Genomic DNA, 24175 nt, shown 5'->3' with positions numbered 1-24175 from the left:
ATCACGGCTAGATGACGGAAGGGCCGGCGAGCGATCGCCGGCCCTTCTTCGTTCCGGGTTGGCGCGGCGGCCGGTCTCGGGTCAAATGCCCGCCTGTCCGTCCGTCATCGAGAGAAGCCTTGTGATCCGTCGTCTTGCCGCCGTCTCGTCCGCCGTCCTCCTGTTCGCCAGCGCGGCCCAGGCGCAATCCGTCGATCGTGTCGCCCTCAACGGGGTCATCGACCAGGGCTTCAACCACAGCGAGGTCATGCAGACCGCGGCCTGGCTGACCGACCGGATCGGCGGGCGGCTGACCAACTCGCCCCAGATGCGCGAGGCCGAGCAGTGGACGCAGCAACGGTTCACCGACTGGGGCCTGTCGAACGTGAGGGCCGAGGGCTTCGAATTCGGGCGGGGCTGGTCGATCGTGCGCTCCAGCGCGCGCATGACGACGCCGCGGCCGATCGACCTGCGCGCCATTCCCGTGGCCTGGACCCCCTCGACCAACGGCACGGTCAGCGGCGAGGTCATCCTCGCCCCGATCACCAGCGCCGACCAGTTCGACGCCTGGCGCGGCAAGCTGGCGGGCAAGATCGTCATGCTGACCGCGCCGACCACGGGGGCCGAGCCGACCGAACCCGCCTTCCGCCGATGGACCGATGAGGAGCTGAGCGGGCGCCAGGCCTACTCCCTGCCGCAGACCGATCCGGACGCCCCCGAGCGTCAGCTGCGCGGCGCGACCGCGGATTTCCCCGCGCGCCTTGACGCCTTCCTCGCCGACGAAGGCGCGGTCGCCTGGGTGCGGATGTCCCAGCGCGAGGGCGGCCTGCTGCACGGCACCGGCTATCAGTATCAGGTGGGTCAGACGCCGCGTCTGGCCGGGCTGGAACTGGCCGCCGAGGACTATCGTCGTCTGGCGCGGCTGGCCAAGGCCGGAACCGTGCCGACGCTGGAGCTGATGAGCGAGGTCCGGTTCCATGACGAGGACGTCAATGCCTACAACGTCCTGGCCGACATCCCCGGCACCGACCGGTCCGGCGAATATGTGATGGCCGGGGCGCACCTGGACAGCTGGGTGGCCTCGGACGGCGCGGTCGACAACGCCGCCGGCAGCGCCGTGGTCATGGAGGCCGCGCGCATCCTCAAGGCCCTGGGGGTCCGGCCCAAACGGACGATCCGCTTCGCCCTGTGGAACGCGGAAGAGCAGGGCCTGCTGGGCTCGCTGGCCTATGTCGACCGGCACGTGGCGACGCGCGCCCCGCTGAGCGATCCCGCCCTGGCCGCCCTGCCGAACAACCGCACCTGGCGGGCCCGCTGGCCCGTGCAGCCGCGCGAAGGCCATGCCGACCTCGTCGCCTATTTCAACATCGACAATGGCTCGGGCAAGATCCGGGGCATAAATGCCGAGGGGAACGTCGCGGCGGCTCCGGTGCTGGAGCAGTGGCTGGAACCGTTCGCCAGCATGGGGGCCGGGACCGTCTCGCTGCGCCCGTCCGGCGGCACCGACCACGTCTATATGCAGACGGTCGGGATCCCCGGCTTCCAGTTCATCCAGGATCCGCTGGATTACAGCAGCCGCCTGCACCACACGAGCATCGACTCCTACGATCACCTGAGGCCCGACGACCTGCGCCAGGCCGCCGTGGTGCTGGCCGGGATATTGTTGAGCGCGGCGAACAGCGACGAGCCGCTGCCGCGCATGCCGCTGCCGACGCGGCCGACCGCCAGCGATCCCGTCGGCTTCCCGATCACGAACTGAGCCGTCGTCGGCGAAATGTCATGGGGGGCGCGTTCGGCTTTGAAGCCGGGCGCGCCCTTCGTCTATAAGACACCACGAATCCCGCAGAACGAGACCCCCATGCCCGCTGACAGTGCCCCGAAATACAAGAAGGTGCTGCTCAAGGTATCAGGCGAGGTCCTGATGGGCGATCAGGGCTATGGCATCGACATGGCGACGGTCGACACCGTGGCCGCCGCCATCGCCCGTGTCGTCAAAGGCGGGACCGAGGTCTGTCTGGTGATCGGCGGGGGCAACATCTTCCGCGGTCTGTCGACGGCGGCTGCCGACATGGAACGGGCCAGCGCCGACTACATGGGCATGCTGGCGACCGTCATGAACGCCCTGGCCATGCAGAACGCGCTGGAGAAGATCGGCGTCGATACCCGCGTGCAGAGCGCCATCCCCATGGCCGCGATCGCCGAACCCTACATCCGCCGTCGCGCCGTCCGGCACATGGAGAAGGGCCGCGTGGTCATCTTCGCCGCCGGCACCGGCAACCCCTATTTCACGACCGATACGGCCGCCGCCCTGCGCGCCGCCGAGATGGGCTGCGACGCCCTGCTGAAGGGCACCTCCGTCGACGGCGTCTATTCGGCCGATCCCAAGAAGGACAAGTCGGCGACGCGCTATGAGCACCTGACCTATCAGGACGTGCTGAGCCAGAACCTGAAGGTCATGGACGCCGCCGCGATCGCCCTGATGCGCGAGAGCAAGATCCCGATCGTGGTGTTTTCGATCCGCGAGGAAGATTCACTGCGCAAGGTGCTGAAGGGCAAGGGAACGTTCACGGTCATCAGCGACCTTCCCGCCCCGACGGCCTGACAAGAAACGAACCCAGGAGACCCACATGGCCAAGCCCGATCTGAAGACCTATCGCGACCGCATGGACCGCGCCGTCACCTCCCTGAAGGAGGAATTCCAGGGCCTGCGGACCGGCCGGGCGAACGCCGGCCTGCTGGATCCGGTCCAGGTCCAGGCCTATGGCTCGACCTCGCCGCTGAACGCCGTGGCCGCCATCAGCGTGCCCGAGCCGCGGATGATCTCGGTCAGCGTCTGGGACAAGTCGATGGTCGGACCGGTCGAGAAGGCCATCCGCGCCGCGGGCCTGGGTCTGAACCCCATCGTCGACGGCCAGACCCTGCGCATTCCCGTGCCGCCCCTGACCGAGGAGCGCCGCAAGGAGCTGGCCAAGCTGGCCGGAAAATATGCCGAACAGCAGAAGATCGCCGTCCGCAACGTGCGCCGCGACGCCAACGACGACCTGAAGAAGGCGGAAAAGGCCGGCGAGATCAGCCAGGACGACCAGAAAAAGATGGAGACCGAGGTCCAGAAGGACACCGATGCGGCCATCAAGCGTATCGACGAGACCTTGAAGACCAAGGAAGTTGAGATCATGCAGGTTTGAGGGCCTCCTCTCACCTCGACAGAATGGATTTTTGATGACGGCCCAACCCGGCGGTCTGCCAGCCTCTGAGATCGGGCCCCGGCATGTCGCTCTGATCATGGATGGCAACGGTCGCTGGGCGCAGGCCCGGGGACTGCCGCGTGCCATGGGCCATCGCGAGGGCGTGCAGGCGCTGAAGCGCACGGTGCAGGCGGCTCCGGATTTCGGCATCGACTGCCTGACGGTCTTCGGCTTCTCGACCGAGAACTGGCGACGCCCGGTGGAGGAGGTGTCCGACCTGATGGGTCTGGTTCGCTCCTATGTGTCCAGTGACCTGAACCGGCTGGCGCGTGAAGGCGTGCGGGTCCGGGTGCTGGGCCGCCGGACGGGCCTGCCCAGCGACATCGACGCCATCGTCGAGCGGGCCGAGCGCACGACCGCGCACAATGACAAATTCCTGCTGCAGGTGGCCTTCAACTACGGCGGCCGGGCCGACATCGTCGATGCGGCCCAGGCCCATGTGGACCGCGTCCTGGCGGGTCAGGCGACGGGCCCGCTGGACGAGGCCATGCTGGGGGCAGGGCTGTCCACGGCCGGATCCCCGCCGGTCGACGTGATCGTGCGCACCTCGGGCGAGCAGCGGCTGTCCAACTTCCTGCTGTGGGAAGCGGCCTATGCCGAGCTCGTCTATCAGGACGTGCTGTGGCCCGACTATGGGCCGGAGGCCCTGGCCGACGTGGTGCGCCAGTATCAGGCGCGCGATCGCCGCTTCGGTGCCGTCACGGTCGCCCCCGCGCTCGCGGTCGGCTGATGGCCATGCGGGTGCGCGACATCGGGCTTCGCGCGGCCTCTGCGATCGTTCTGGCGCCGGCGGCGGGTCTCGCCACCTGGCTGGGCGGGCCCTGGTTCCTCGCCCTGCTGGTCGTCGCCGCGGCCCTGCTGTCCGCCGAATGGGCGATGATGAGCGCGCCCAGGGCCTGGCGCGCGACCGGCACGGCGGTCTTCCTGGCGCTGCTCTGCGCGATCCTCACGGTCCATGCCCAGCAGCTGTCGCTGTCGCTGGTCCTTCTGGTGTTCGGGGCGGTCGCGGCCGCCCTCTACGCCCGGGCACGGGGGCAGGAGGCGCTGGATGCCGCCTATGGCGTCCTCTACCTCGGCTGGCCGGCCGTGCTGGTCATCTGGCTGCGCAACGGCCAGGCCGACGATGCCTCGGGCCTGCACTGGACCGTGTTCGTGCTGGCGGTGACCTGGGCCTCCGACATCGCCGCCTATGTCTTCGGCAGCCTGCTGGGCGGGCCCAAGCTGTGGCCCCGGTTCTCGCCGAACAAGACCTGGTCCGGCTTCGTAGGCGGACTGCTGGCCGGGGTGTGCGCCGGCGCCGCCATCGCGGCCTGGCTGGACATGGACCCGCTGACCGCCGTCTGGGGCGGCCTGCTGGGGCTGGCGGGCGCCCTGGCCACCATGGCGGGCGACCTGTGGGAATCGGCGCTCAAGCGGCGCTTCGGCGTCAAGGATGCGGGCAAGCTGATCCCCGGCCACGGCGGGCTGCTGGACCGGGTGGACGGACTGATGTTCGCCATCGTCGTCGTGGCGGCCGGACGGCTGGGCGTGCTGCTGCTGGAGCGTGGCGCATGATCAGGCGGCGCGTGAGCGTTCTGGGCTCCACCGGCTCGGTCGGGACCTCGACCCTGGACCTGATGGTGCACGGCCAGGCGGCCGGCTCGGCCGAATTCGAGGTCGTCGCCCTGACCGGCGGGGCCAATATCGAGCGGCTGGCGGAACAGGCACGACGCTGGCGGCCCGAGGTCGCCGTGACCGCCGATCCTGCCCGGCTGGAGGCCCTGCGCGACGCCCTGGCCGGCACCGGGATCGCCGTGGCGGCCGGAGAGCAGGCCGTGATCGAAGCGGCGACACGTCCCACCGATCTGGTCATGGCCTCCATCGTCGGCGCCGCGGGCCTGAAGTCCGCCTGGGCGGCGGCGGCGACCGGCGCGACCCTGGCCCTGGCCAACAAGGAGAGCCTGGTCTGCTGCGGCGCCAGCCTGATCGAGCGGGTCCGGGCCCATGGCGGCCGTCTGATCCCGGTCGATTCCGAACACTCCGCCATCTTTCAGGTCTTCCCGGCAGAGACGCCGGACCATGTCGCCCGGCTGATCCTGACCGCCTCGGGCGGACCGTTCCGCACCACCTCGCGCGAGGCGATGGCGTCGATGACGCCCGAGCAGGCCGTGGCCCATCCCAATTGGAGCATGGGGGCCAAGATCTCGGTCGACAGCGCCACCATGGCCAACAAGGGCCTGGAGATGATCGAGGCCGCCTATCTCTTCGGCATGCCGGCCGGGAAGATCGACGTGGTCGTCCACCCGGAATCGATCATCCACAGTCTGGTGGAGTTCGTCGACGGGTCGACCCTCGCCCAGATGGGCCCTCCCGACATGCGCACGCCGATCGCCTGCGCCCTGGCCTGGCCCGAGCGGCTGGACTGGCCGGCGCCCCGTCTGGACCTCGCGGCCATGGGCAGACTGACCTTCGAAGCCCCTGATCCGGTCCGGTTTCCGGCCCTCCGACTGGCGCGTGAAGCGCTCGAAACGGGCGCCGGCGCGCCCACCATCTTCAACGCGGCCAACGAGGTCGCGGCCCTGGCCTTTCTTGACCGTCGTCTGGCCTTTCTCAATATTGCCGCAGTCATCGCCGAAACGCTTGATCGGATGACGAAGGCGGGGCCGATTTCCGGTTACGACGACGCGTGCGCCGGGGCCCTGGCCCTCGATGCGGACGCCCGTCGCGTCGCGGTCGGGATCGTCCAGGACTTGGCGATCGCCGCCTGATGGCGTCTCGCGCACGGGATACGGGGACGACGAGCGAATGCTGAACGCCTTGGCGCAGATCCTGATGACGGTCGTGCCGTTCCTGCTGGTCCTGACGGTCATCGTCACGATCCACGAACTCGGCCACTTCCTGGTCGCCCGCGCCTTTGGCGTGAAGGTCGACCGGTTCGCCATCGGCTTCGGCAAGGCCCTGTTCAGCCGCACGGATCGCCACGGCATCGAATGGCGCGTCGGCTGGCTGCCGCTGGGGGGCTATGTGAAGTTCTCCGGCGACATGGACGCCTCGAGCGTGCCCGACAGCCGGGGTCTGGACACGCTGAAGCGCGAGATCGTGGCCGAGCAGGGCGTGGGCGCCGAGCGCGACTATTTCCACTTCAAGCCGATCTGGCAGCGGATGCTGATCATCGTCGCCGGACCGGTGTCGAACTTCGTTCTGGCGATCGTCATCTTCACCGTGCTGTTTTCCCTGGTGGGCGTCGAGCTGCGGCCCGCCCGCGTGGCCCAGGTCGTGCCCGGCTCGCCGGCCGCCGCCGCGGGCTTCCGCGACGGCGACCTCATCTCCGAAATGAACGGCAAGCCGGTCGAGGACGCGGGCGAGGTCGTGCGCAAGGTCAATCTGTCCAGCGGCGATCCCATCCGCTTCACGGTCGAGCGCGCCGGCCGCCCGGTCGAGATCGTGGCCACCCCGGCCCGTGTGACCCGGGAAGACCCCGTGGCCGGGCGCGTCAGCGTCGGCACCATCGGCCTGATGCTGTCGTCGACGGCCGCCGAGACCCGGCAGATCCGCTACAATCCGCTGGAGGCCGTGGGGCAGGGGGTGCGCCAGACCGGCGACATCCTCGGCACCACCCTGAGCTATCTGGGCCGCATCTTCACCGGCCGCGAGAACGGCGATCAGCTCAGCGGGCCGCTGGGCATCGCCAAGGCTTCGGGGGCCCTGACCAATGCGGCGGTCGCCGCCAATCCGGACCCGCTGGCCATGACGATCAACCTGCTTCTGACGATGACGAGCTTTGCCGCCATACTTTCGATCGGAATCGGCTTTCTAAACCTGTTGCCCATCCCGGTTCTGGATGGCGGTCATCTGGTTTTCTACGCCTATGAGGCTGTGGCGAGAAAACCCGTGGCGGCCAACGTTCAGGAGGCGGGGTATCGGGTCGGTCTTGCTTTGCTGGCGGGTTTGATGTTGTTCGCGACCTGGAACGACCTGCAGAAGTTGAACCTGTTCAAATTCCTGGGCGGGCTCGTCTCGTGAGCCGACGCCAGCCCTTTTTGGTTTCCCGAATGATCCTGAACGACCCGCGCGCCGCCCACCCTTCGGCCGACAGACCCCTGCGGAGCGGATTCGTCGCCACCGCCAGCCTGATCGCCCTGATGGCGGCCGGGCCTGCCCTGGCCCAGACGGCACCCCCGGCGCCGAACGTCCAGCCCGGTCAGCTCCAGGCCACCGGCCAGGCGCCGACGGCACCGCCGACCGAGACCGGTGTGGTCAACCGCATCCTCGTGCAGGGCAACCAGCGGATCGACCAGACCACGGTCCTGTCCTATCTGCCGATCCAGCCGGGCGACACCATCGACCCGGTCATTCTGGACGTCGCCATCCGCACCCTGACGCGGACCCAGCTGTTCGCCGACGTCCAGATCGGGCTGCAGGAAAACGGTGACCTGGTCGTCCGCATCGTCGAGAACCCCATCATCAACCAGGTGGTGTTCGAGGGGAACAGCGCGATCAACGAGGACAAGCTGCGCGAAGAGGTCACCATCTCGCCGCGCGGCATCTACACCCGGGCCCGGGTCCAGGAGGACGTGGGCAAGCTGATCGAGCTGTATCGCCTGTCCGGCCGGATCTCGGCGACCGTCACGCCCAAGCTGGTCCAGCTGGAGCAGAACCGCGTCGACGTCGTCTTCGAGATCGACGAGGGCCCCGAGACCGGCGTTCAGGCCATCACCTTCCTGGGCAACCAGGCGTTCTCGGATTCCGAGCTGCGCGAGGTCATGGTCACCAAGGAATCGGCCTGGTACCGCCTGTTCACCAAGAACGACAACTACGACCCCGGCCGCCTCGACTACGACCGCGAGCAGCTGCGCAAGTTCTACACCAACCGCGGCTACTACGACTTCCGCATCACCTCGGCCGTGGCCGAGCTGGTGCCCGACGACAGCGCCTTCGGCATGACGCTGACGGTGGACGAGGGCGACCGCTACAACTTCGGCACCATCGACGTGGTGACCGAGAACGACCGCCTGAACGCGGACTTCCTGAAGCTGCTGCTGCCGATCCAGTCGGGCGACCTCTACGAGAGCGACAAGATCGAGAGTTCGGTCGACGCGCTGACCTTCGCGGCCGGTTCGGCCGGCTACGCCTTCGTCGACATCAACCCGACCTACCGGGCCAACCCCGACACCGACACCGTCGATGTGACCTTCAACATTTCCGAGGGCCAGCGCGTCTACGTCGACCGCATCAACATCATCGGCAACACCCGCACCGTCGACCCGGTCATCCGGCGCGAACTGCTGCTGACCGAAGGCGACGCCTTCAACCGCACCCTCGTGGAGCGGTCGCGCAACAACCTGCGGGGTCTGGGCTTCTTCAAAGATGTGACCATCGAGGAGCAGCGCGGCTCCGCGCCCGACCGTTCGATCGTCAACGTCACCGTCCAGGAACAGCCGACCGGCGAACTGTCCGTCGGCGCGGGCTTCAGCTCGGTCGACAGCTTCGTCGTCAACCTGGGCATCTCGGAGCGGAACTTCCGTGGCCGGGGCCAGAACGTGGTCGCGCGCGTCGAATGGGGTTCGCTGCGCCAGCAGATCGACTTCCGCTTCACCGAGCCCCGCTTCCTGGGTCGTGACATCGGCGCGGGCTTCGACCTGTTCCATTCGCGTTATGACTTCCAGGAAGAGTCCTCGTTCGACTACCGCTCGACCGGCGCGGGCCTGCGCCTGACCTATCCGCTGAACGGCTACAGCCGCCTGGCGACGCGCTACTTCATCAAGGACGACGAGATCATCGTCCCGACGGGCTATTGCTCGGGCGGTGGACAGGGCTCGGCCGCGCTGTGCGAACAGATCGGGGCCTCGCTCAACTCCTCGGTCGGCTACACCCTGCTGGTCGATCGCCGGAACGATCCGATCCGTCCGACGCGCGGCTGGACCGGGTCTCTGCGTCAGGACGTGGCCGGCCTGGGTGGCGACGTGAACTATGTGAAGACCGAGATCGAATCGTCGGTCTACTACGGCATCACGCCCAGCTGGATCGTCACCGTCACCGGATCGACCGGCTATGTCTCCGGCTGGGCCGGCGACGCGATCCGCATCAACGATCGCTTCTTCAAGGGCGGCAACACCTTCCGCGGCTTCGAGAACGCCGGCATGGGTCCCCGCGACCTGGCCACCAACGACGCCCTGGGCGGCAACTTCTACGCCGTCGGCAGCGTCGAGCTGACCCTGCCCAACGGCCTGCCCGAACAGTACGGGATCAAGACGTCGCTGTTCGCCGACGTCGGGACCCTGGGCGTGCTCGACGACCGCTATACGCTGAACGCGACCACGGGCCTGTCCAGCGCCTGTCCCGACGGTGCCGTCATCGGCGATTCCTGCGTCGCGGACGACCTGTCGCTGCGCGCGTCCGTCGGCCTCAGCGTCCACTGGAGAGCGCCGGTCGGACCGATCCGATTCGACTTCTCCAAGATCCTCAGCTCCGAAGAATACGACCGCACCGAAACCTTCCGCTTCTCCACCTCCACCCAGTTCTAAGCCGGGCCGTTCCGGCCTCCATAAGGTTACCCATGAAACTCCTCGCTCTCGGCGCCGTCGCCCTGGCCTCGTTCGTCGCCACCGCCGCCCCTACCGCCGCCTCCGCCCAGACCGCCGGTCCGCAGAACCCCGGCCCGGCCATCCCCGGCGTGTGCGTCTATTTCAACCAGCGCCTGCTGGCCCAGTCGACCGTCGGCCAGGCCGTCCAGGCCCGCGTCGAACAGCTGGCAACCGAAGTGCAGGGTGAACTCGCCCCCTACGGCACGACGATCCAGACCGAAATCACGGCCCTGCAGCAGGGTGGCCAGGCCGCCGATCCGGACGGCTCGCGCCGCACGGCCCTGCAACAGCGCATCCAGGAAGCCCAGACGCTGGAACAGACCCGCCAGGAAGAGCTGCGCTACACCCTGTCGGAACAGCGCCGCCTGATCTCGGCCGCGGTCGAGCCCATTCTGGTCGCCGTCTATCAGGAGCGCGGCTGCGGCATCCTGCTGGACCGCGAAAGCGTCTTCATCATGAACCCCGCCATGGACGTGACCGACACGGTCATCGAGCGCCTGAACACGCAGCTGCCGACGCTCAGCTTCAACCGCCTGCCGGTGCCCGTCCAGCAGGCCCAGTAAGGCCTCTGGCATGATGCCCGACGCCCGGTTCTTCACCACGTCGGCTCCGCTCGGCCTGGACGACCTCGCTGCCCTGACGGGTGGCGAGGTCGTTCGCCGTTCGGAGGTCGCCGTGACCCGCGTGGCCCCCCTCGCCGAGGCCGACGCCGGGTCCCTGGCCTTCATGGCCGACCGCAAGTTCGCCGCGGCCCTGTCCGCCTCCGGCGCCGGGGTGGTCATCGTGCCGCCGTCGGCCGTGGACGCGGTCCCCGCCGGGGCCGCCGTGATCGTCTCGCGTGAGGCCCAGGCCGCCTGGGCCCGCGTGGCGGCGCATCTCCACCGCCCGATCCTGCTGGAGGCCGCTGGTCCGAGCGACGTCTGCGAGGACGATACGGTCGTGCTCGAGCCCGGCGTGGTCGTCGGCATCGGCGCGCGCATCGGGCGGGGATCCCGGATCGGGGCCAACACCGTCATCGGCCCGGGCGTCCAGATCGGACGGGACTGCGTCATCGGGTCCGGCGCGACGATCGGCTTCTCCCTGATCGGGGACCGGGTGAAGATCTATGCCGGGGCGCGGATCGGAGAGGCCGGATTCGGGGCCGCCGGGGCTGCCGGCGGGCCGGTGGACATCCCGCAACTGGGTCGGGTCATCCTGCAGGACGGCGTGACGATCGGAGCCAACACCTGCATCGACCGGGGGGCCTACGGCGACACCGTCGTGGGCGAGAACACCAAGATCGATAATCTGGTCCAGATCGGCCACAACTGCATCATCGGCCGCAGCTGCCTGATCGCTGCCCACACCGGCATTTCCGGATCGGTCACCGTCGGCGACAACGTCATGTTCGGCGGCAAGGCGGGGATCGGCGACCACATCGCCATCGGCGAGGGGGCCCGCGTCGCGGCCGGTGCCGGCGTGCTGGCCGACATTCCGGCGGGCGAGACCTGGTCCGGCTATCCGGCCAAACCGATCCGTCAGTTCTTGCGCGAGGCCGTCTGGCTTGCCAGACAGGTCAATCGCAAGAAGGACTGAGTGCGTGACCGACCCGACGACCGACGACATCAAGATCGACTATGCCGAGGTGATGCGGCGCCTGCCGCATCGCTATCCGTTCCTGCTGGTCGACAAGGCCGAGGCCTTCGTGCCCGCGACCTCGATCGTCGGCATCAAGAACGTGACGCATAACGAGCCGTTCTTTCCCGGCCATTTTCCGATCGACCCGGTCATGCCCGGCGTCCTGATCGTGGAGGCCATGGCCCAGACCGGCGCGCTGCTGATGTCCAAGACCCTGGACGTCGCGGTGGCCGACAAGGTCATCATGTTCATGTCGATCGACGGGGTGCGGTTCAGGAAGCCCGCGCGTCCGGGCGACCAGCTGCGCATGGAGGTCAAGGTGACCCGCGCCCGGGGTGACGCCTACAAGTTCCGCGGCGAGACCTTCATCGAGGGCAAGCTGGCGGCCGAGGCCGAGTTCATGGCCATGGTGGTCAAGGTCGACCAGCCCGCGACATGACCGTCCACCCCAGCGCCATCGTCGATCCGTCGGCGCGTCTGGCCGACGACGTCGTGATCGGTCCCTGGTGCACCGTGGGGCCGGGCGTGACCCTGGCGGCGGGCGTTCACCTGGTCAGTCATGTGGTTGTCCAGCAGGACACCAGCGTCGGCGAACGCACCGTCATCCATCCCTTCGCCGTCATCGGCGGCGACCCCCAGCACAACGGCTACAGGGGCGAGCCGGTACGGCTGGAGATCGGCGCGGACAATTCCATCCGCGAACACTGCACCTTCAACCGGGGCACGCCGCAGGGATCGGGCGTGACCCGCGTGGGCTCCCACGGCCTGTTCATGACCGGGGCCCACGTCGGCCACGACGCGGTCGTCGGCGACCATGTGGTCATGGCCAACCAGGCGACCCTGGGCGGCCACGCGAAGATCGGCGACCGGGTCTTCCTCGGCGGCCTGTGCGCCGTGCACCAGAACGGTCGGGTCGGGCAGGGCGCGATCGTCGGAGGCCTGGCCGCCGTGACCCGCGACGTCATCCCCTACGGCTCGGCCTGGGGAAATCACGCGCAACTGCACGGGCTGAACCTGATCGGGCTGAAGCGGAAGGGCTACGGCAAGGATGCCGTGCGCCGGCTGCTGGCCGCGTTCCGCGAGCTGTTCGAGGGGGACGGCGTCTTCGCGGACCGGCTGGACCGGGTCGAGGCGACCTATGCCGACCTGCCCGAGATCATGGAGATCGTCGCCTTCATCCGTGCCGACGCCAGACGCCCCCTCTGTCTGCCGGGCGAATGACCGGCGAAGCGGGCAAGCTGGGCCTGATCGCGGGCGGCGGCGAACTGCCCCATGCGATCGCCCGACGCTGCGACGAGGAGGGGCGGCCGCTGTTCATCGTGCGGCTGGACGGCTTCGCCGATCACCATCTGGATCGCTGGCCCGGCGCGACCTTCGGCATGGCCGAGATCGGCGGGATCCTGAAGGCGCTGAAGCAACAGGGGTGCGCGGCCGTCTGCCTGGCCGGCACCGTCAGCCGCCCCGATTTCAAGCGGCTGAAACCCGACCTGAAGGGGGCCTCGGTCCTGCCCGGGATCATCGCGGCGGCGACGAAGGGCGACGACGCCCTGCTGCGCAAGATCCTGTCGGTCTTCGAGACCGAGGGATATGGCGTCGAGGGGGCCGACGACATTCTGGGCGGTGAGACCCTGCCGGGCGGGGCTCTGGGCGCGATCACGCCGACCCCGGAACACCTTTCGGATCTGAAGAAGGCGCTTCACGTCGCTGAAAAGGCAGGCGAACTGGACATCGGTCAGGGGGCCGTCGTCTGCGACGGTCTGGTGCTGGCGGTCGAGGCCCAGGAGGGCACGGACGCCATGCTGTCGCGGGTGGCGGAGCTTCCCGCCGATCTCCGGGGCTCCCCGTCGGCCCGCAAGGGCGCGCTGGGCAAGGCCCCCAAACCCATTCAGGACCTGCGGGTCGACATGCCGGTCATCGGCACCCGCACGGTCGAGATGGCGGCGGCCGCCGGCCTCGCGGGCATCGGCGGCCTCACGGACCATCTGATCCTGATCGACAGGAAATCAATCATTGATACGGCTGACCGGCTAGGCCTGTTCGTCTGGGGCGAGACGCGGTCATGAAGGTGATGCTGGTCGCAGCCGAGGCCTCCGGCGACGCCCTGGGCGCGGGCCTGGCCTCGGCCATCAAGGCGCGGAACCCCGGCGTCGAACTGGTCGGCATCGGCGGTCCCCGCCTGGCCGAGCAGGGCATCGTCAGCCCCTTCGACATCGCCGAACTGTCGGTCCTGGGCTGGCTCGAGGGCCTGCGGGCCTATGGTCGGGTCAAGGCGCGCGTGGCCGACACCGTTGCCATGGCGGTGCGCGAACGGCCCGATGCCGTCGTCCTGATTGACAGCTGGGGCTTCACCATCCGCGTCGCCAAGGCCATCCGAGCCGCCCTGCCGAACGTGAAGCTGGTCAAGTATGTCGGCCCCCAGGTCTGGGCCTCGCGCCCGGGCCGGGCGAAGACGCTGGCCGCCGCCGTCGACCACCTGCTGGCCCTCTATGCCTTCGACGCGCCCTGGTTCGAGGCCGAGGGCCTGCCCACCACGGTCGTCGGCTCGCAGGCGCTTCATGTCGATATGACCGCGTCCGATCCGGTCACCTTCCGGGCGGCGCGCGGGATCGCGCTCGATGCGCCCCTGCTGCTGATCCTGCCCGGCAGCCGACCGGGTGAAATCCGCCTGATGACGCCCGTCTATGAGGCGGCTGCCGCGCGCCTGAAGGCCGAGCGTCCGGACCTGCAGATCGCCGTGGTCGCCGCCGGCACGGTCGCCGCCGACGTCACCGCCCGCGTCGCCGCCTGGCCCTTCCGCGCCCATCTGGTGACCGAGACGGACAAGTACGCCGCCATGAAGGCCGCCACCGTGGCCCTCGCCACCAGCGGCACGGTCTCGACCGAGCTGGCTCTGGCCGGCGTGCCCATGGTCATCGGCTACCGGTTCGCGCCGGTCAGTTATGCGATCATGAAGCCCTTCTTCACCGGCAAGTACGCGACCCTGTTCAACCACGCCGCCGACGCCGAGATCGCCCGGGAGCTGATCCAGACCGACGCGACCCCCGATCGCTTCGCCGCCGAACTGGCCCGGCTGCTGGACGACCCCGCCGCCCGCGCCGACCAGTCTGCCCGCCAGACCGCCGCCCTCGACAGGATGGGCCGGGAAGGGCGGGATCCGTCGGAGATCGCGGCGGACACCGTCCTCAGCCTTCTGGACGGTGTCTCGGCCAGTCCGCGCACTGGTTCCTGAACCAGGTCAGCTGGCGCTTGGCATAGTTTCGCGTGGCCTGCTGCAGGGCGACGGTCGCCTCCGCCAGTGTCAGGTCGCCCGCCAGATGCGCCGCCAGCTCGCGCACGCCCACGGCCTTCATGGCGGGCAGGGCCGGCTCCAGCCCGCGCGCCGACAGGGCACGGACCTCATCCAGCGCGCCGGTCTTCAGCATCGTCACCACCCGCGCGTCGCAGGCGGCATAGAGGGCCGTCCGGTCCGGCTCGATCACCCGCCGGTCGTAGGTGCCTGGCTCCAGCAGCGGCCGGGTCGAGGCGCGCCAGTCGCTGAGCGAGCGCCCCGTCGCCCGTGCCACGGCATAGGCCCGCGTCAGGCGCTGGCGGTCCCCGGCCTCGATGGCGGCTTCGGCCGGTGGATCGAAGGTCGTCAGCCGCAGACGGAACGCGGCCTCGCCCTCGGTGTCGTACAGCGCCGTCGCCTCCTCGCGCGCCTCCATCGGCACACCGGGAATGTCCGCCAACCCCTTGATCAGGGCGTTGAAATACAGGCCCGTGCCGCCCACGATCAGCGCCGGGCGACCCTCGGCACGCAGCGTTTCCAGCAGCGGCATCACCGCCCGGCTCCAGCGCCCCACCGACCAGGCCTCGGCCGCATCGACGGTGCCGTACAGGTGGTGCGGCGCCTGCGCCTCTTCCTCCGGCGACGGCCGGGCGGTCAGGATGCGCAGGTCGGCATACAGCTGCTGGCTGTCGGCATTGACGATGGCGGCCCCCGTCCGCGCGGCGATCTCCAGCGCCAGCCGCGACTTGCCCGAGGCGGTCGGTCCGGCGATCAGGGTGATGGACGGTCGGGGCACGGGACGCTCGCTTGCGGCAGGGGTTGGCGATAGAACGCGCGTCCCGGGCCTGCAACCATGGCCCCGCAACAGCCCCCGAGTCCGTCTTGATCGATCGTGCCGCCGTCGAAGCCGTCCTGAACGCCATCCCCGACCCCGCGACGGGTCGGGGCCTGGTCGAGGCGGGGGTGCCGAAGGGCCTGACGGTCACGGAGGATCGCGCGGGCTTCGTCATCGAGGTGCCCGCCGACCGCACCGCCGCCTATGCCCCGGTGCGCGACGCGGCCGAGGCGGCACTCAAGGCCATGCCCGGCATGGCGCGTGTGTCCGTCATCCTGACGGCCGAGACCGCCCCCGCCGCCCGCAAGGCCTCCCTGTCGCCCGCCGCCGTCGAACAGACCCGGGCGAAGGCCCCCGTGCCCACCGACCGCCCGGCCCATGTCCGTCGCGTCCTGGCCGTCGCCAGCGGCAAGGGCGGCGTCGGCAAGTCCACGGTCTCGGTCAATCTGGCTACCGCTCTGGCGCGGCGGGGCCTGAGCGTCGGCATCCTCGACGCCGACGTCCACGGCCCCAGCCTGCCGACCATGCTCGGCCTGTCGGGCAAGCCGGACTATGTCGACGGGGCCATGGTCCCGCACCGCGCCCACGGGCTGAAGGCCATGTCCGTCGGCCTGCTGACGAAGGCGGAGGACGCCATGGTCTGGCGCGGCCCCATGGCGTCGCAGGCCCTGACCCAGATGCTGACCCAGACCCGCTGGGGCACAGAGGATCAGCCGCTGGACGTCCTCGTCGTCGACCTGCCGCCCGGCACCGGCGATGTCCAGCTGACCCTGATCCAGAAGACCCCGCTGGACGGGGCCGTTATCGTCTCGACCCCGCAGGAGGTCGCTTTGGCCGATGCCCGCCGCGCCCACACCCTGTTCCAGCGTGTCAACGTCCCGACCCTGGGCCTGATCGAGAACATGTCCGGCCCGGTCTTCGGACGCGGCGGGGCGGAGGCGGAGGCCGGCCGTCTGGGCGTCGACTTCCTCGGCGATCTGCCGCTGGAGGCCTCGGTCCGGGAGGCGGGCGATGCGGGCGCGCCCCTGACATCCGGCGACGTCGCCGATCGGTTCGACGCCATCGCCGCGGCGGTCGCGCAAAAACTCGGCCTCTGAGGGTTTTCAAAGGCAACGCAAACGGCCACCTTGTCGGTATCAATCCCCGAGCGAGACTTTCCCGATGAGCGTCGACACCCTGTTCCGGCCTTTCACGATCAAGGGCCTGACCCTGCCCAACCGCATCGTCATGGCCCCGATGACGCGCTCGTTCTCTCCGGGCGGCATCCCGACGTCGGACGTCGCCGCCTACTACCGCCGCCGCGCCGAGGGTGAGGTCGGCCTGATCATCACCGAGGGCACGGTCGTGGAACGCCCGGCCGCCCGCAACGACGCGGCCGTGCCCGTCTTCCACGGCGACGCCCTGCCGGAATGGAAGAAGGTCGTCGACGAGGTCCACGCCGCCGGCGGTCTGATCGCGCCGCAGATCTGGCACGTCGGGGCCGCCCGCGGCCAGGGAGCGGATTGGCAGCCGCTGGGCCAGGTCGACAGCCCGTCCGGCCTCGTCGCCCCCGGCAAGCAGAAATACGAGCCGATGACCGAGGAGGACATCGCCGATACCATCGCCGCCTTCGGCCGGTCCGCCCGCGCCTCGCGCGAACTGGGCTTCGACGCGGCCGAGATCCACTCCGCCCACGGCTATCTGATCGACCAGTTCTACTGGTCCGGCCTGAACGCCCGGGGCGACAAATGGGGCGGTCCGTCGATCGCCGAACGCGCCCGTTTCGGCGTCGAGGTGGTCAAGGCGGTCCGCGAGGGGCTTGGCCCCGACATCCCGCTGATCATCCGCCTGTCGCAGTGGAAGCAGCAGGATTACACGGCAAAGATCGCCCTGAACCCCGACGAGATGGCCGAATGGCTGATGCCGCTCTCCGATGCGGGCGTCGACGTCTTCCACTGCTCGCAGCGCCGGTTCTGGGAGCCGGAGTTCGAGGGTTCGGACCTGAACTTCGCGGGCTGGGCCAAGAAGATCACCGGCAAGCCGACCATCAGCGTCGGTTCGGTCGGCCTGGACGGCGAATTCATCGCGGCCTTCGGTGGCGAGGGCTCCAGGCCCGCCTCGCTGGACGGCCTGATCCAGCGCATGGAGCGCGAGGAGTTCGACCTGATCGCCGTCGGTCGCGCCCTGCTGTCCGATCCCCACTGGGTGCTGAAGGTCAAGGAAGGCCGCCAGGACGAACTGTCCGCCTTCGAGCGCGGCCATATGGCGGTTCTGCACTGATATTCCTCCCCCGTGGGGGGTGGAGGAAGGATCGCATGCGATCCGACGACGGGACCACGAAGTGGTGGAGGGGGCCAACCGCGGACGAGTTGCTCGGGTTTGGCCCCCTCCGTCACGACGCAAAGCGGCGTCGCGCCACCTCCCCCAAAGGGGGAGGATTGGTTAGGGTGACGCCATGACCCCGACCGCCGTCCTCGTCACCACCCTGTGGCTGACCCTGATCATCGGGGCGCGCTATCTGCTGATCGCGGGCGGGGTCTGGTGGCTGACCTGGGGCCGGGCCCGGGGCGTGGGCCGCCGCCTGAACCGCGAGCGGCCGTCGCGCAAACTCATCGCGCACGAGATCAAGTTCTCGCTGCTGTCGACGCCGATCTATGCCTTCCCCGCCGCCATCGCGCTGGAGGCTTGGAAGGCCGGCGGGACCCTGATCTACGTCGATCCGGGCGCGTATCCGCTGTGGTGGCTGCCGGTCAGCTTCATGCTGCTGCTGGTGGTGCAGGACACCCACTACTACTGGACCCACCGGCTGCTGCACGACCGGCGGATCTTCAAATGGGCCCACGCCGCCCATCACCGCGCCCGCGACCCCAGCCCCTTCGCCAGCTTCGCCTTCGACCCGGCCGAGGCCGTGGCGACGGCCTGGCTGCTGCCGCTGCTGACCTTCCTGATCCCGCTGAACCTGTGGATGCTGGCCGTCATGCTGGCGTTCATGACGGCGACGGCCGTGATGAATCACTGCGGCTGGGAGATGTGGCCCGAGCGCTGGGTGCGCGGCCGGGTCGGGTCGCAGCTCATCACCGCCACCCACCACAGCCGCCACCACACCCACATGAAGACGAATTTCGGGCTCTATTTCCGACTGTGGGACCGCTGGTGCGGGACGGATGCGATGCCGGAGGAGAAGGCAGTAGGCAGTAGGCAGTAGGCAGTAGGCAGTAGGAAGTAGGATTCGGCTCAGTGGCTTGTGTGGGCTTCCAGGCTCACGATCAGCCCCCTCAGCATGCGTCCGCGTTCGTCGGTCTGGGAGAGGAGCTCCGTCACGACGGCCTCGTCACAATTCGACAGTCGCGATGCCAGGATCAGGTGGGTCTCGGTTTCCTTCAGTGAGCCCTGTGCGATCCGCAGGAAGTTCAGGTAGGCGGGCTTGGTGGAGCGGCCATATCCTTCTGCGATATTGGCGGCGACCGAAACCACGGACCTTCTGACCTGTGAGGTCAGCCCATACTGCTCGTCCCTCGGGAAGCTCCGCGTAAGCTCATAGACGACGACCGTCAGGTCCATGGCGTGCTGCCACACCTTGAGGTCCCGATAGCTTCTGACCGCTGGCACAGCTCAGTTTCCTACTGCCTACTGCCTACTGCCTGAGCCCTAAGCCCTAAGCCCTAGCCTTCCTCCACCACCACCGCCGTCCCGTAGGCCAGCACCTCGGTGACGCCCGGCATGATCTCGTTGGACTCGTAGCGCAGGGCCAGGATCGCGTTGGCGCCGGCGGCCTGGGCGTGTTCGACCAGCTGTTCGAAGGCTTCCTGCCGGCCCGCCTCGGCCAGCTTCACATAGGCCCCGACGCGCCCGCCCATCATCGATTGCAGCCCGCCGATGGCGTCGGACACGACGTTGCGCGACCGGACGGTGATGCCGCGCACGACGCCGATGTGGCGCACGATCCGGTGTCCGGCGATGTCGTTGGTGGTGGCAGTCAGCATGGCGGCGGGCCCTTGTTCAGATGCGGTCCAGGATGCGGAAGACGAACGGATGGTCGTCCTTCTCGCCGGCATCATGCCGTTCGTTCAGCGTCTCGGCAAAGAGGGATTCGTCGAACGCCGGGAACAGGGCGTCGCCCTCCGGCTCGGCCTCGACCTCGGTGATGTACAGCCGCTTCGCGCGGGGCAGGGCGGCCTCGAACAGGGCCGTGCCGCCGATCACGCAGATCTCGTCGATCCCGTCGTCCTCGGCCGTCTCGCGCGCCATGTCGATGGCGTCGGCCAAGTTGGAGCAGACGACCGCCCCCTTGGCCTTGCCCCGCTCCTCGTAGGACAGGTCGCGCGACAGCACGAGATTGAGCCGGCCAGGCAGGGGCCGCAGCGGCAGGCTCTCCCACGTCGAGCGCCCCATTATGCAGGGCTTGCCCAGGGTGATCTGTTTGAACCGCTGCAGGTCGCTGCGCAGCTTCCACGGCAGGTCGCCGTCCCGACCGATGACGCCGTTGCGGGCCCGGGCGACGACGAGGGCGATATGGGGGATGGGCATCAGGCGGGCTCCAGCCAGCGCAGCCATTTGCGGCGCATCGCGGCTTCAAGGTCGATGCCCTGTCCATGGCAGTAGATCAGCAGCATGCCCAGCACATCGGCCGCCTCGTCGGCCTGGGCCTGCGGATCGGCGCCGCCACGGGCGCGCGAGGAAAGCCGCAGATGCTCCGCCGTCAGCTCGCCGAGTTCCTCCTGCAGCTTCAGCAGGGCCCAGTCGCGATCGCGGTCGATCGCGTGTTCGGCGGCGTAGATGTCGGAGATGCGCAGCACGTCGGCCTGCAGGCCGGTCAGGTCCATCGCCATCAGATCGCGACAGCCGCCTTGATGTGCGGATGCGCCTCATAGCCCGAGAGCACGAAGTCGCCCGGCTCGAACGCGAACAGGTCCCGCTTCGGCGCGATCGTCATGGTCGGCAGCGCCAGCGGCTGGCGGGTCAGCTGCAGCTGCGCCTGTTCGATATGGTTCGAATACAGGTGGGCGTCGCCGAAGGTGTGGACGAAGTCGCCGGGCTCCAGCCCCACCACCTCGGCCACCATCATCGTCAGCAGGGCATAGCTGGCGATGTTGAACGGCACGCCCAGGAAGACGTCGGCCGAGCGCTGGTACAGCTGGCAGCTCAGCTTTCCATCCGCCACGAAGAACTGGAACAGGCAGTGGCAGGGCGGCAGGGCCATGTCCTCGATATCGGCCGGGTTCCAGGCGCTGACGATGTGACGGCGGCTGTTGGGGTTGGTCTTCAGCCCCTCGATCAGGCGGGCGATCTGGTCGATGCTCTCGCCGTTCGGCGCGGCCCAGGACCGCCACTGCTTGCCATAGACGGGGCCCAGCTCGCCGCTCTCGTCGGCCCACTCGTCCCAGATCGAACAGCCGTTGTCCTTCAGCCAGCGGATGTTGGTCTCGCCGCGCAGGAACCACAGCAGCTCGACGATGATGGAGCGCAGATGCAGCTTCTTGGTCGTCAGCAGGGGGAAGCCCTTCGACAGGTCGAACCGCATCTGGCGGCCGAACACGCCCAGCGTCCCCGTGCCGGTCCGGTCGTCGCGTCGCACGCCATTGTCGAGGATGTCCCGCAGCAGGTTCAGATACTGGAACTCGGGATGGTCGGCGGGCGCAGCGGCCTGCGCTCCGGTCCGGGCTTCGAGCTCACTGATTCGGGCGACGGCGTTCATGGATGACACCATCGGTCATCAGGCCGGAAAGTGAAGACGCTAACCGCGCCCCGGAGTGTCTCCGTCGGCTTGTACTGTGGATGGCCTTGCGCCCGGGGCCTTGTTGCGTCCCTCGCCACGGTGCGACCGATACTGACGTAGCGTTGCTGCAGGATGACGTCATGTCCCTCGTATCGATGCGCCTTCAGCCGGTCCGCAAGGCGAACAGGTCGGACGGGTCGGACGGGTCGGACGGTGTTTTTCGGTCGCTCGCCGTCCGTTCAGCCGCTGAACCCGCCCTGATCCAGGAACGCCTGCTCCTCCGCCGTCGTCTCGCGGCCCAGCGCCCGGTTCCGGTGCGGGAAGCGGCCGAAGCGGACGATGATGTCGCGGTGGATCTTCGCGTATCTCGCCGTTTCCGGCATGTCCTCACCCAGCAGAGGGATCAGGGCGTCGTGGTCGGCCAGGTCCTCGGAATGCTCGAACGGCGTCATGAAGAACTGGCGCAGGTCCGGAGCGAACGTCGCGGGATGGCCGAGGTCGAAGGCCCGGCGGGCGAACATCAGGCCCAGGGCATCCGTCGCGAACTGGTGCCCCGTGCCGCGAAAGCTGTTTCGGGGGTACTGGTCCAGCAGGATCATGAGGGCCAGCGCGCCCTCGGCCGTCTCGATCCAGTCGTCCAGCTCGCGGCGCGCCGCCGCCCAGTGCAGGGCGTGGCCCGCGTCGCGGAATTCGCGGTCGAAGGCCTCGTCCTTGGCATACCACCTGTCCTTTCCGGCCTCTTTCCAGAAGGCGACGACGGACGAAGGCGTTATGAGAGGCGTCATGACCCAGACCCTACCCGCTCCCTTGCCCGTCTTCCATGACCGCGATTGCGACCTGTCGATCATCCGCGGCAAACGCGTCGCCGTGATCGGCTACGGCAGCCAGGGTCGGACCCATGCCCTGAACCTGCGTGATTCGGGCGTCGCCGACATCGTCGTGGGGCTGAAGGCGGGCTCGGCGACGCGGGCGAAGGCCATCGCCGACGGCTTTCCTGTCCTGACGGCCGGCGAGGCGACCGCCGGGGCCGACGTCGTGGCCATGATGGTCTCGGACGAGGCGCATCGCGACCTGTACCGCGACGAGATCGAACCCAATATCCGCGCCGGGGCGGCGCTGATCTTCGCCCACGGCCTGTCGGTCCGGTTCGGTCTGGTGACGCCGCGCGCGGACATCGACGTCATCCTTGATTCGCCCAAGGGCATCGGCCCGCGCATCCGGGACCTGTACGAGGCCGGGGAGGGCGTCTTCTGCCTGTTCGGCGTGCACCAGGACGCGACCGGCGGCGCCCATGCCCTGGGCCTGTCCTATGCGGCGGCTCTGGGTTGCGGCCGCAAGGGCATTTTGGAAACGACCTTTGCCGCCGAGTGCGAGAGCGACCTGTTCGGCGAGCAGGTGGTGCTGTGTGGCGGGGTGGGCGAACTGATCGACGCGGCCTTCATGAAACTGGTCAATGCCGGCTATCCGCCCGAGGTCGCCTGGTTCGAATGTTTCTACGAGGTCAAGCTGGTCACCGACCTGATGTACGAGCGCGGCATCGCCGGGGCCTTTGCCAAGATCTCCAACACCGCAGAATACGGGGCCTATCTGACGGGACCGCGCGTGATCGGCGACGCCTCCCGGACCGCCATGGACGCAGTGCTGGGCGAGGTCCGCGACGGATCGTTCGTCAAACGCCTGATGGCCGACTACGACGCCGGCTCTCCCGAACTCCTGGCGCGCCGCAAGGCCTTGGGCGAGCGCACGATCGAGACCGTCGGCGCGCGACTGGCGGCCGTGGCGGCGAAAGCGACCGATTGAGGAAAGAGAGAGAAAGTTCGCGCTGGAGGCCCGGCCCCCCGAGGGGTGAGCGTCACCGCAACGATGTGATGGTCGGAGTGGCAGGATTCGAACCTGCGACCCCTGCGTCCCGAACGCAGTGCTCTACCAGACTGAGCCACACTCCGACTTGAGGACGGGGCTTATAGCGACGGGGTTCGGGGCCCGCAAGCGGCGTTCATGCCGACTGCAAAATAGTCCGGAAACCGGGTGTTGCATCCCCCGACGCCTTGGCGTATTCGACCGCCTCCCTCGGGCCCAGGCCCTTGGGCGCACCGGTCCTGCTGGGGAATGGTGTAATGGTAACACTCCGGTTTTTGGTACCGTCATTCTAGGTTCGAGTCCTAGTTCCCCAGCCACCGACCCCGCCGCCGCCGCGACGCGACCGTAACCCGGCCGCGGTCAGTGGGTGGTGGTTCCCGCGATCGGCAGCCGCACGCGCACGCCGACCCCGGCCCCCGCTGCGGTCTCGATCGCCAGCGTGCCTCCCAGATGTTCGACCAGGCCCTGCACGAGCGCCAGTCCGTCCCGCGGCGTCAGCGCGTCGGTGCCCACGCCCGTGTCCCGGATCACCAGGCTGACCCCGTCCGACGCCCGCGAGTAGGCGACGGCGATCGACCCGCGCTCGCGCTCGGGGAAGGCATGACGCACGGCATTGGACATCACCTCGTGCACGATGATGGCCAGCGGCAGGGCATGGGTTTCCGGCAGCAGGGCCTCGGCCGCGCGCACGTCGATACGGACCCCGCGCGCCTCGCCGACCCGTCGCCAGAAGGCCGTGGCGTCGTTCAGATAGGCGGCGAAATCCACCGGGCCTTCATCGGTCATCCGACGGTTCAGCAGACCCATGGCCGCGACCACGTCGCTGAGCCAGGTCAGATGCCGCCGGCTCTCGGGATCGGAAACGCTGCGCAGGCGTATACCCAGCAGGGCCTGCAGCAGGGTGTAGCTTCCCGTCAGGCGGCGCTCGAGCGTCGCGATCCGGACTTCCGCATTCGCGGTCATTCGCCCTCCGGGCATGAAATACTGACGCTTTTCATAGAGGCGGTGAACCCTTTGGCCAAGGACGCGTTGGAAGTGTTCGGTAACCGACATAGTAACCGTAATTCGGTGGCCGGGGCTTTGGGGTGTTTGGGTGAAGCAGGCTTCTGACCT

Annotated in this window: 26 protein-coding genes and 2 tRNA genes; 19 read left to right on the top strand and 9 right to left on the bottom strand. The window is 68.7% G+C overall.

Going from position 1 to position 24175, the window contains the following annotated elements:
- The first annotated feature begins 121 nt into the window (after nucleotides 1-121).
- The 14 genes from BRESU_RS12440 to lpxB all read left to right on the top strand — a co-directional run bounded on the left by BRESU_RS12440 (nucleotide 122) and on the right by lpxB (nucleotide 14633).
- A complete protein-coding gene (locus BRESU_RS12440) occupies nucleotides 122-1738 on the top strand; it encodes a M20/M25/M40 family metallo-hydrolase (protein ID WP_013269908.1) in 1617 nt (538 codons plus the stop codon).
- Between the two features lie 99 nt (nucleotides 1739-1837).
- Nucleotides 1838-2581 carry a UMP kinase gene (gene pyrH / locus BRESU_RS12435; RefSeq protein WP_013269907.1) on the top strand — a complete coding sequence of 248 codons (744 nt, stop codon included), beginning with the start codon at nucleotides 1838-1840 and terminating at the stop codon, nucleotides 2579-2581.
- Between the two features lie 25 nt (nucleotides 2582-2606).
- Entirely contained in the window at nucleotides 2607-3164 is a 558-nt protein-coding gene (gene frr, locus BRESU_RS12430) for a ribosome recycling factor (protein WP_013269906.1), read from the top strand.
- A 34-nt stretch (nucleotides 3165-3198) separates the two neighbouring features.
- On the top strand, nucleotides 3199-3954 hold the full coding sequence (gene uppS, locus BRESU_RS12425) for a polyprenyl diphosphate synthase (RefSeq protein WP_013269905.1): 756 nt from the start codon (nucleotides 3199-3201) through the stop codon (nucleotides 3952-3954).
- Entirely contained in the window at nucleotides 3954-4778 is an 825-nt protein-coding gene (locus tag BRESU_RS12420; RefSeq protein WP_013269904.1) for a phosphatidate cytidylyltransferase, read from the top strand. Before uppS ends, BRESU_RS12420 begins: the two co-directional genes overlap by 1 nt.
- Nucleotides 4775-5971, top strand: a complete 1197-nt coding sequence (gene dxr, locus BRESU_RS12415; RefSeq protein WP_013269903.1) for a 1-deoxy-D-xylulose-5-phosphate reductoisomerase — start codon at nucleotides 4775-4777, stop codon at nucleotides 5969-5971. The genes BRESU_RS12420 and dxr overlap by 4 nt, the downstream gene beginning before the upstream one ends.
- A 37-nt stretch (nucleotides 5972-6008) precedes the next feature.
- Nucleotides 6009-7226, top strand: coding sequence for a M50 family metallopeptidase (locus tag BRESU_RS12410; protein ID WP_013269902.1), 1218 nt, complete (start codon nucleotides 6009-6011; stop codon nucleotides 7224-7226).
- Between the two features lie 29 nt (nucleotides 7227-7255).
- Nucleotides 7256-9727 carry an outer membrane protein assembly factor BamA gene (bamA, locus tag BRESU_RS12405; protein ID WP_013269901.1) on the top strand — a complete coding sequence of 824 codons (2472 nt, stop codon included), beginning with the start codon at nucleotides 7256-7258 and terminating at the stop codon, nucleotides 9725-9727.
- Nucleotides 9728-9759: 32 nt separating this feature from the next.
- Entirely contained in the window at nucleotides 9760-10350 is a 591-nt protein-coding gene (locus tag BRESU_RS12400; RefSeq protein WP_013269900.1) for an OmpH/Skp family outer membrane protein, read from the top strand.
- Between the two features lie 13 nt (nucleotides 10351-10363).
- The gene (gene lpxD, locus BRESU_RS12395; protein WP_041762571.1) at nucleotides 10364-11362 is read left to right on the top strand and encodes a UDP-3-O-(3-hydroxymyristoyl)glucosamine N-acyltransferase; all 999 of its coding nucleotides are present in this window, start codon (nucleotides 10364-10366) and stop codon (nucleotides 11360-11362) included.
- A 4-nt stretch (nucleotides 11363-11366) separates the two neighbouring features.
- The gene (gene fabZ, locus BRESU_RS12390) at nucleotides 11367-11843 is read left to right on the top strand and encodes a 3-hydroxyacyl-ACP dehydratase FabZ (protein ID WP_013269898.1); all 477 of its coding nucleotides are present in this window, start codon (nucleotides 11367-11369) and stop codon (nucleotides 11841-11843) included.
- Nucleotides 11840-12625, top strand: coding sequence for an acyl-ACP--UDP-N-acetylglucosamine O-acyltransferase (lpxA, locus tag BRESU_RS12385; protein WP_013269897.1), 786 nt, complete (start codon nucleotides 11840-11842; stop codon nucleotides 12623-12625). Before fabZ ends, lpxA begins: the two co-directional genes overlap by 4 nt.
- On the top strand, nucleotides 12622-13467 hold the full coding sequence (lpxI, locus tag BRESU_RS12380) for a UDP-2,3-diacylglucosamine diphosphatase (RefSeq protein WP_013269896.1): 846 nt from the start codon (nucleotides 12622-12624) through the stop codon (nucleotides 13465-13467). Before lpxA ends, lpxI begins: the two co-directional genes overlap by 4 nt.
- On the top strand, nucleotides 13464-14633 hold the full coding sequence (gene lpxB, locus BRESU_RS12375; RefSeq protein ID WP_013269895.1) for a lipid-A-disaccharide synthase: 1170 nt from the start codon (nucleotides 13464-13466) through the stop codon (nucleotides 14631-14633). The genes lpxI and lpxB overlap by 4 nt, the downstream gene beginning before the upstream one ends.
- On the opposite strand, the gene miaA is transcribed toward lpxB, so the two are convergent.
- Nucleotides 14587-15468 carry a tRNA (adenosine(37)-N6)-dimethylallyltransferase MiaA gene (gene miaA, locus BRESU_RS12370; protein ID WP_013269894.1) on the bottom strand — a complete coding sequence of 294 codons (882 nt, stop codon included), beginning with the start codon at nucleotides 15466-15468 and terminating at the stop codon, nucleotides 14587-14589. The two genes, lpxB and miaA, sit on opposite strands and share 47 nt — an antisense overlap.
- An 86-nt stretch (nucleotides 15469-15554) precedes the next feature.
- On the opposite strand from miaA, the gene BRESU_RS12365 reads away from it, so the two are divergent.
- From BRESU_RS12365 to BRESU_RS12355, 3 genes are all read left to right on the top strand, one after another.
- Nucleotides 15555-16604 (top strand): Mrp/NBP35 family ATP-binding protein, encoded by a 1050-nt coding sequence (locus BRESU_RS12365; protein ID WP_013269893.1) that lies wholly within the window; start codon nucleotides 15555-15557, stop codon nucleotides 16602-16604.
- Nucleotides 16605-16668: 64 nt separating this feature from the next.
- A complete protein-coding gene (locus BRESU_RS12360) occupies nucleotides 16669-17766 on the top strand; it encodes an NADH:flavin oxidoreductase (RefSeq protein WP_013269892.1) in 1098 nt (365 codons plus the stop codon).
- A 175-nt stretch (nucleotides 17767-17941) separates the two neighbouring features.
- Nucleotides 17942-18691, top strand: coding sequence for a sterol desaturase family protein (locus BRESU_RS12355; RefSeq protein ID WP_013269891.1), 750 nt, complete (start codon nucleotides 17942-17944; stop codon nucleotides 18689-18691).
- A 29-nt stretch (nucleotides 18692-18720) separates the two neighbouring features.
- Here BRESU_RS12355 and BRESU_RS12350 read toward each other — a convergent pair whose 3' ends face one another.
- The 6 genes from BRESU_RS12350 to BRESU_RS12325 all read right to left on the bottom strand — a co-directional run bounded on the left by BRESU_RS12350 (nucleotide 18721) and on the right by BRESU_RS12325 (nucleotide 21987).
- Complete coding sequence (locus BRESU_RS12350; protein WP_013269890.1) at nucleotides 18721-19095, bottom strand: four helix bundle protein; 375 nt, start codon at nucleotides 19093-19095, stop codon at nucleotides 18721-18723.
- Nucleotides 19096-19148: 53 nt separating this feature from the next.
- Nucleotides 19149-19469, bottom strand: coding sequence for a YbjQ family protein (locus tag BRESU_RS12345; RefSeq protein ID WP_013269889.1), 321 nt, complete (start codon nucleotides 19467-19469; stop codon nucleotides 19149-19151).
- Nucleotides 19470-19485: 16 nt separating this feature from the next.
- On the bottom strand, nucleotides 19486-20013 hold the full coding sequence (locus BRESU_RS12340; RefSeq protein ID WP_013269888.1) for a dihydrofolate reductase: 528 nt from the start codon (nucleotides 20011-20013) through the stop codon (nucleotides 19486-19488).
- The gene (locus tag BRESU_RS12335; protein ID WP_013269887.1) at nucleotides 20013-20315 is read right to left on the bottom strand and encodes a pyrophosphohydrolase domain-containing protein; all 303 of its coding nucleotides are present in this window, start codon (nucleotides 20313-20315) and stop codon (nucleotides 20013-20015) included. Before BRESU_RS12335 ends, BRESU_RS12340 begins: the two co-directional genes overlap by 1 nt.
- Nucleotides 20315-21181, bottom strand: a complete 867-nt coding sequence (locus tag BRESU_RS12330; protein WP_013269886.1) for a thymidylate synthase — start codon at nucleotides 21179-21181, stop codon at nucleotides 20315-20317. Before BRESU_RS12330 ends, BRESU_RS12335 begins: the two co-directional genes overlap by 1 nt.
- A gap of 260 nt (nucleotides 21182-21441) precedes the next feature.
- Nucleotides 21442-21987, bottom strand: a complete 546-nt coding sequence (locus tag BRESU_RS12325; protein WP_013269885.1) for a DUF924 family protein — start codon at nucleotides 21985-21987, stop codon at nucleotides 21442-21444.
- Between BRESU_RS12325 and ilvC the strand changes: the two genes are divergently transcribed.
- A complete protein-coding gene (gene ilvC / locus BRESU_RS12320; RefSeq protein ID WP_083777554.1) occupies nucleotides 21986-23002 on the top strand; it encodes a ketol-acid reductoisomerase in 1017 nt (338 codons plus the stop codon). The two genes, BRESU_RS12325 and ilvC, sit on opposite strands and share 2 nt — an antisense overlap.
- A 69-nt stretch (nucleotides 23003-23071) precedes the next feature.
- On the opposite strand, the gene BRESU_RS12315 is transcribed toward ilvC, so the two are convergent.
- Nucleotides 23072-23148, bottom strand: a tRNA-Pro gene (locus BRESU_RS12315).
- Between the two features lie 157 nt (nucleotides 23149-23305).
- Here BRESU_RS12315 and BRESU_RS12310 point away from each other — a divergent pair.
- Nucleotides 23306-23379 (top strand) — tRNA-Gln (locus tag BRESU_RS12310).
- Between the two features lie 43 nt (nucleotides 23380-23422).
- On the opposite strand, the gene BRESU_RS12305 is transcribed toward BRESU_RS12310, so the two are convergent.
- Nucleotides 23423-24025 carry a sensor histidine kinase gene (locus BRESU_RS12305; RefSeq protein WP_013269883.1) on the bottom strand — a complete coding sequence of 201 codons (603 nt, stop codon included), beginning with the start codon at nucleotides 24023-24025 and terminating at the stop codon, nucleotides 23423-23425.
- Nucleotides 24026-24175: the final 150 nt, after the last annotated feature.

The sequence above is a fragment of the Brevundimonas subvibrioides ATCC 15264 genome, from assembly GCF_000144605.1.
GTDB lineage: Bacteria > Pseudomonadota > Alphaproteobacteria > Caulobacterales > Caulobacteraceae > Brevundimonas > Brevundimonas subvibrioides.
Note: the sequence above shows the minus strand (reverse complement) of the source record. Positions and strands in the feature narration are given on the sequence as shown.

Bases quoted from the DNA above. Each gene is read 5' to 3' on its own strand.
- pyrH (WP_013269907.1), top strand. From the start codon at position 1,838: ATGCCCGCTGACAGTGCCCCGAAATACAAGAAGGTGCTGCTCAAGGTA.
- frr (WP_013269906.1), top strand. From the start codon at position 2,607: ATGGCCAAGCCCGATCTGAAGACCTATCGCGACCGCATGGACCGCGCC.
- uppS (WP_013269905.1), top strand. From the start codon at position 3,199: ATGACGGCCCAACCCGGCGGTCTGCCAGCCTCTGAGATCGGGCCCCGG.
- BRESU_RS12420 (WP_013269904.1), top strand. From the start codon at position 3,954: ATGGCCATGCGGGTGCGCGACATCGGGCTTCGCGCGGCCTCTGCGATC.
- dxr (WP_013269903.1), top strand. From the start codon at position 4,775: ATGATCAGGCGGCGCGTGAGCGTTCTGGGCTCCACCGGCTCGGTCGGG.
- BRESU_RS12410 (WP_013269902.1), top strand. From the start codon at position 6,009: ATGCTGAACGCCTTGGCGCAGATCCTGATGACGGTCGTGCCGTTCCTG.
- bamA (WP_013269901.1), top strand. From the start codon at position 7,256: ATGATCCTGAACGACCCGCGCGCCGCCCACCCTTCGGCCGACAGACCC.
- BRESU_RS12400 (WP_013269900.1), top strand. From the start codon at position 9,760: ATGAAACTCCTCGCTCTCGGCGCCGTCGCCCTGGCCTCGTTCGTCGCC.
- lpxD (WP_041762571.1), top strand. From the start codon at position 10,364: ATGCCCGACGCCCGGTTCTTCACCACGTCGGCTCCGCTCGGCCTGGAC.
- lpxA (WP_013269897.1), top strand. From the start codon at position 11,840: ATGACCGTCCACCCCAGCGCCATCGTCGATCCGTCGGCGCGTCTGGCC.
- lpxI (WP_013269896.1), top strand. From the start codon at position 12,622: ATGACCGGCGAAGCGGGCAAGCTGGGCCTGATCGCGGGCGGCGGCGAA.
- lpxB (WP_013269895.1), top strand. From the start codon at position 13,464: ATGAAGGTGATGCTGGTCGCAGCCGAGGCCTCCGGCGACGCCCTGGGC.
- BRESU_RS12360 (WP_013269892.1), top strand. From the start codon at position 16,669: ATGAGCGTCGACACCCTGTTCCGGCCTTTCACGATCAAGGGCCTGACC.
- BRESU_RS12355 (WP_013269891.1), top strand. From the start codon at position 17,942: ATGACCCCGACCGCCGTCCTCGTCACCACCCTGTGGCTGACCCTGATC.
- BRESU_RS12345 (WP_013269889.1), bottom strand. From the start codon at position 19,469: ATGCTGACTGCCACCACCAACGACATCGCCGGACACCGGATCGTGCGC.
- BRESU_RS12340 (WP_013269888.1), bottom strand. From the start codon at position 20,013: ATGCCCATCCCCCATATCGCCCTCGTCGTCGCCCGGGCCCGCAACGGC.
- BRESU_RS12335 (WP_013269887.1), bottom strand. From the start codon at position 20,315: ATGGCGATGGACCTGACCGGCCTGCAGGCCGACGTGCTGCGCATCTCC.
- BRESU_RS12330 (WP_013269886.1), bottom strand. From the start codon at position 21,181: ATGAACGCCGTCGCCCGAATCAGTGAGCTCGAAGCCCGGACCGGAGCG.
- ilvC (WP_083777554.1), top strand. From the start codon at position 21,986: ATGACCCAGACCCTACCCGCTCCCTTGCCCGTCTTCCATGACCGCGAT.
- BRESU_RS12325 (WP_013269885.1), bottom strand. From the start codon at position 21,987: ATGACGCCTCTCATAACGCCTTCGTCCGTCGTCGCCTTCTGGAAAGAG.
- BRESU_RS12305 (WP_013269883.1), bottom strand. From the start codon at position 24,025: ATGACCGCGAATGCGGAAGTCCGGATCGCGACGCTCGAGCGCCGCCTG.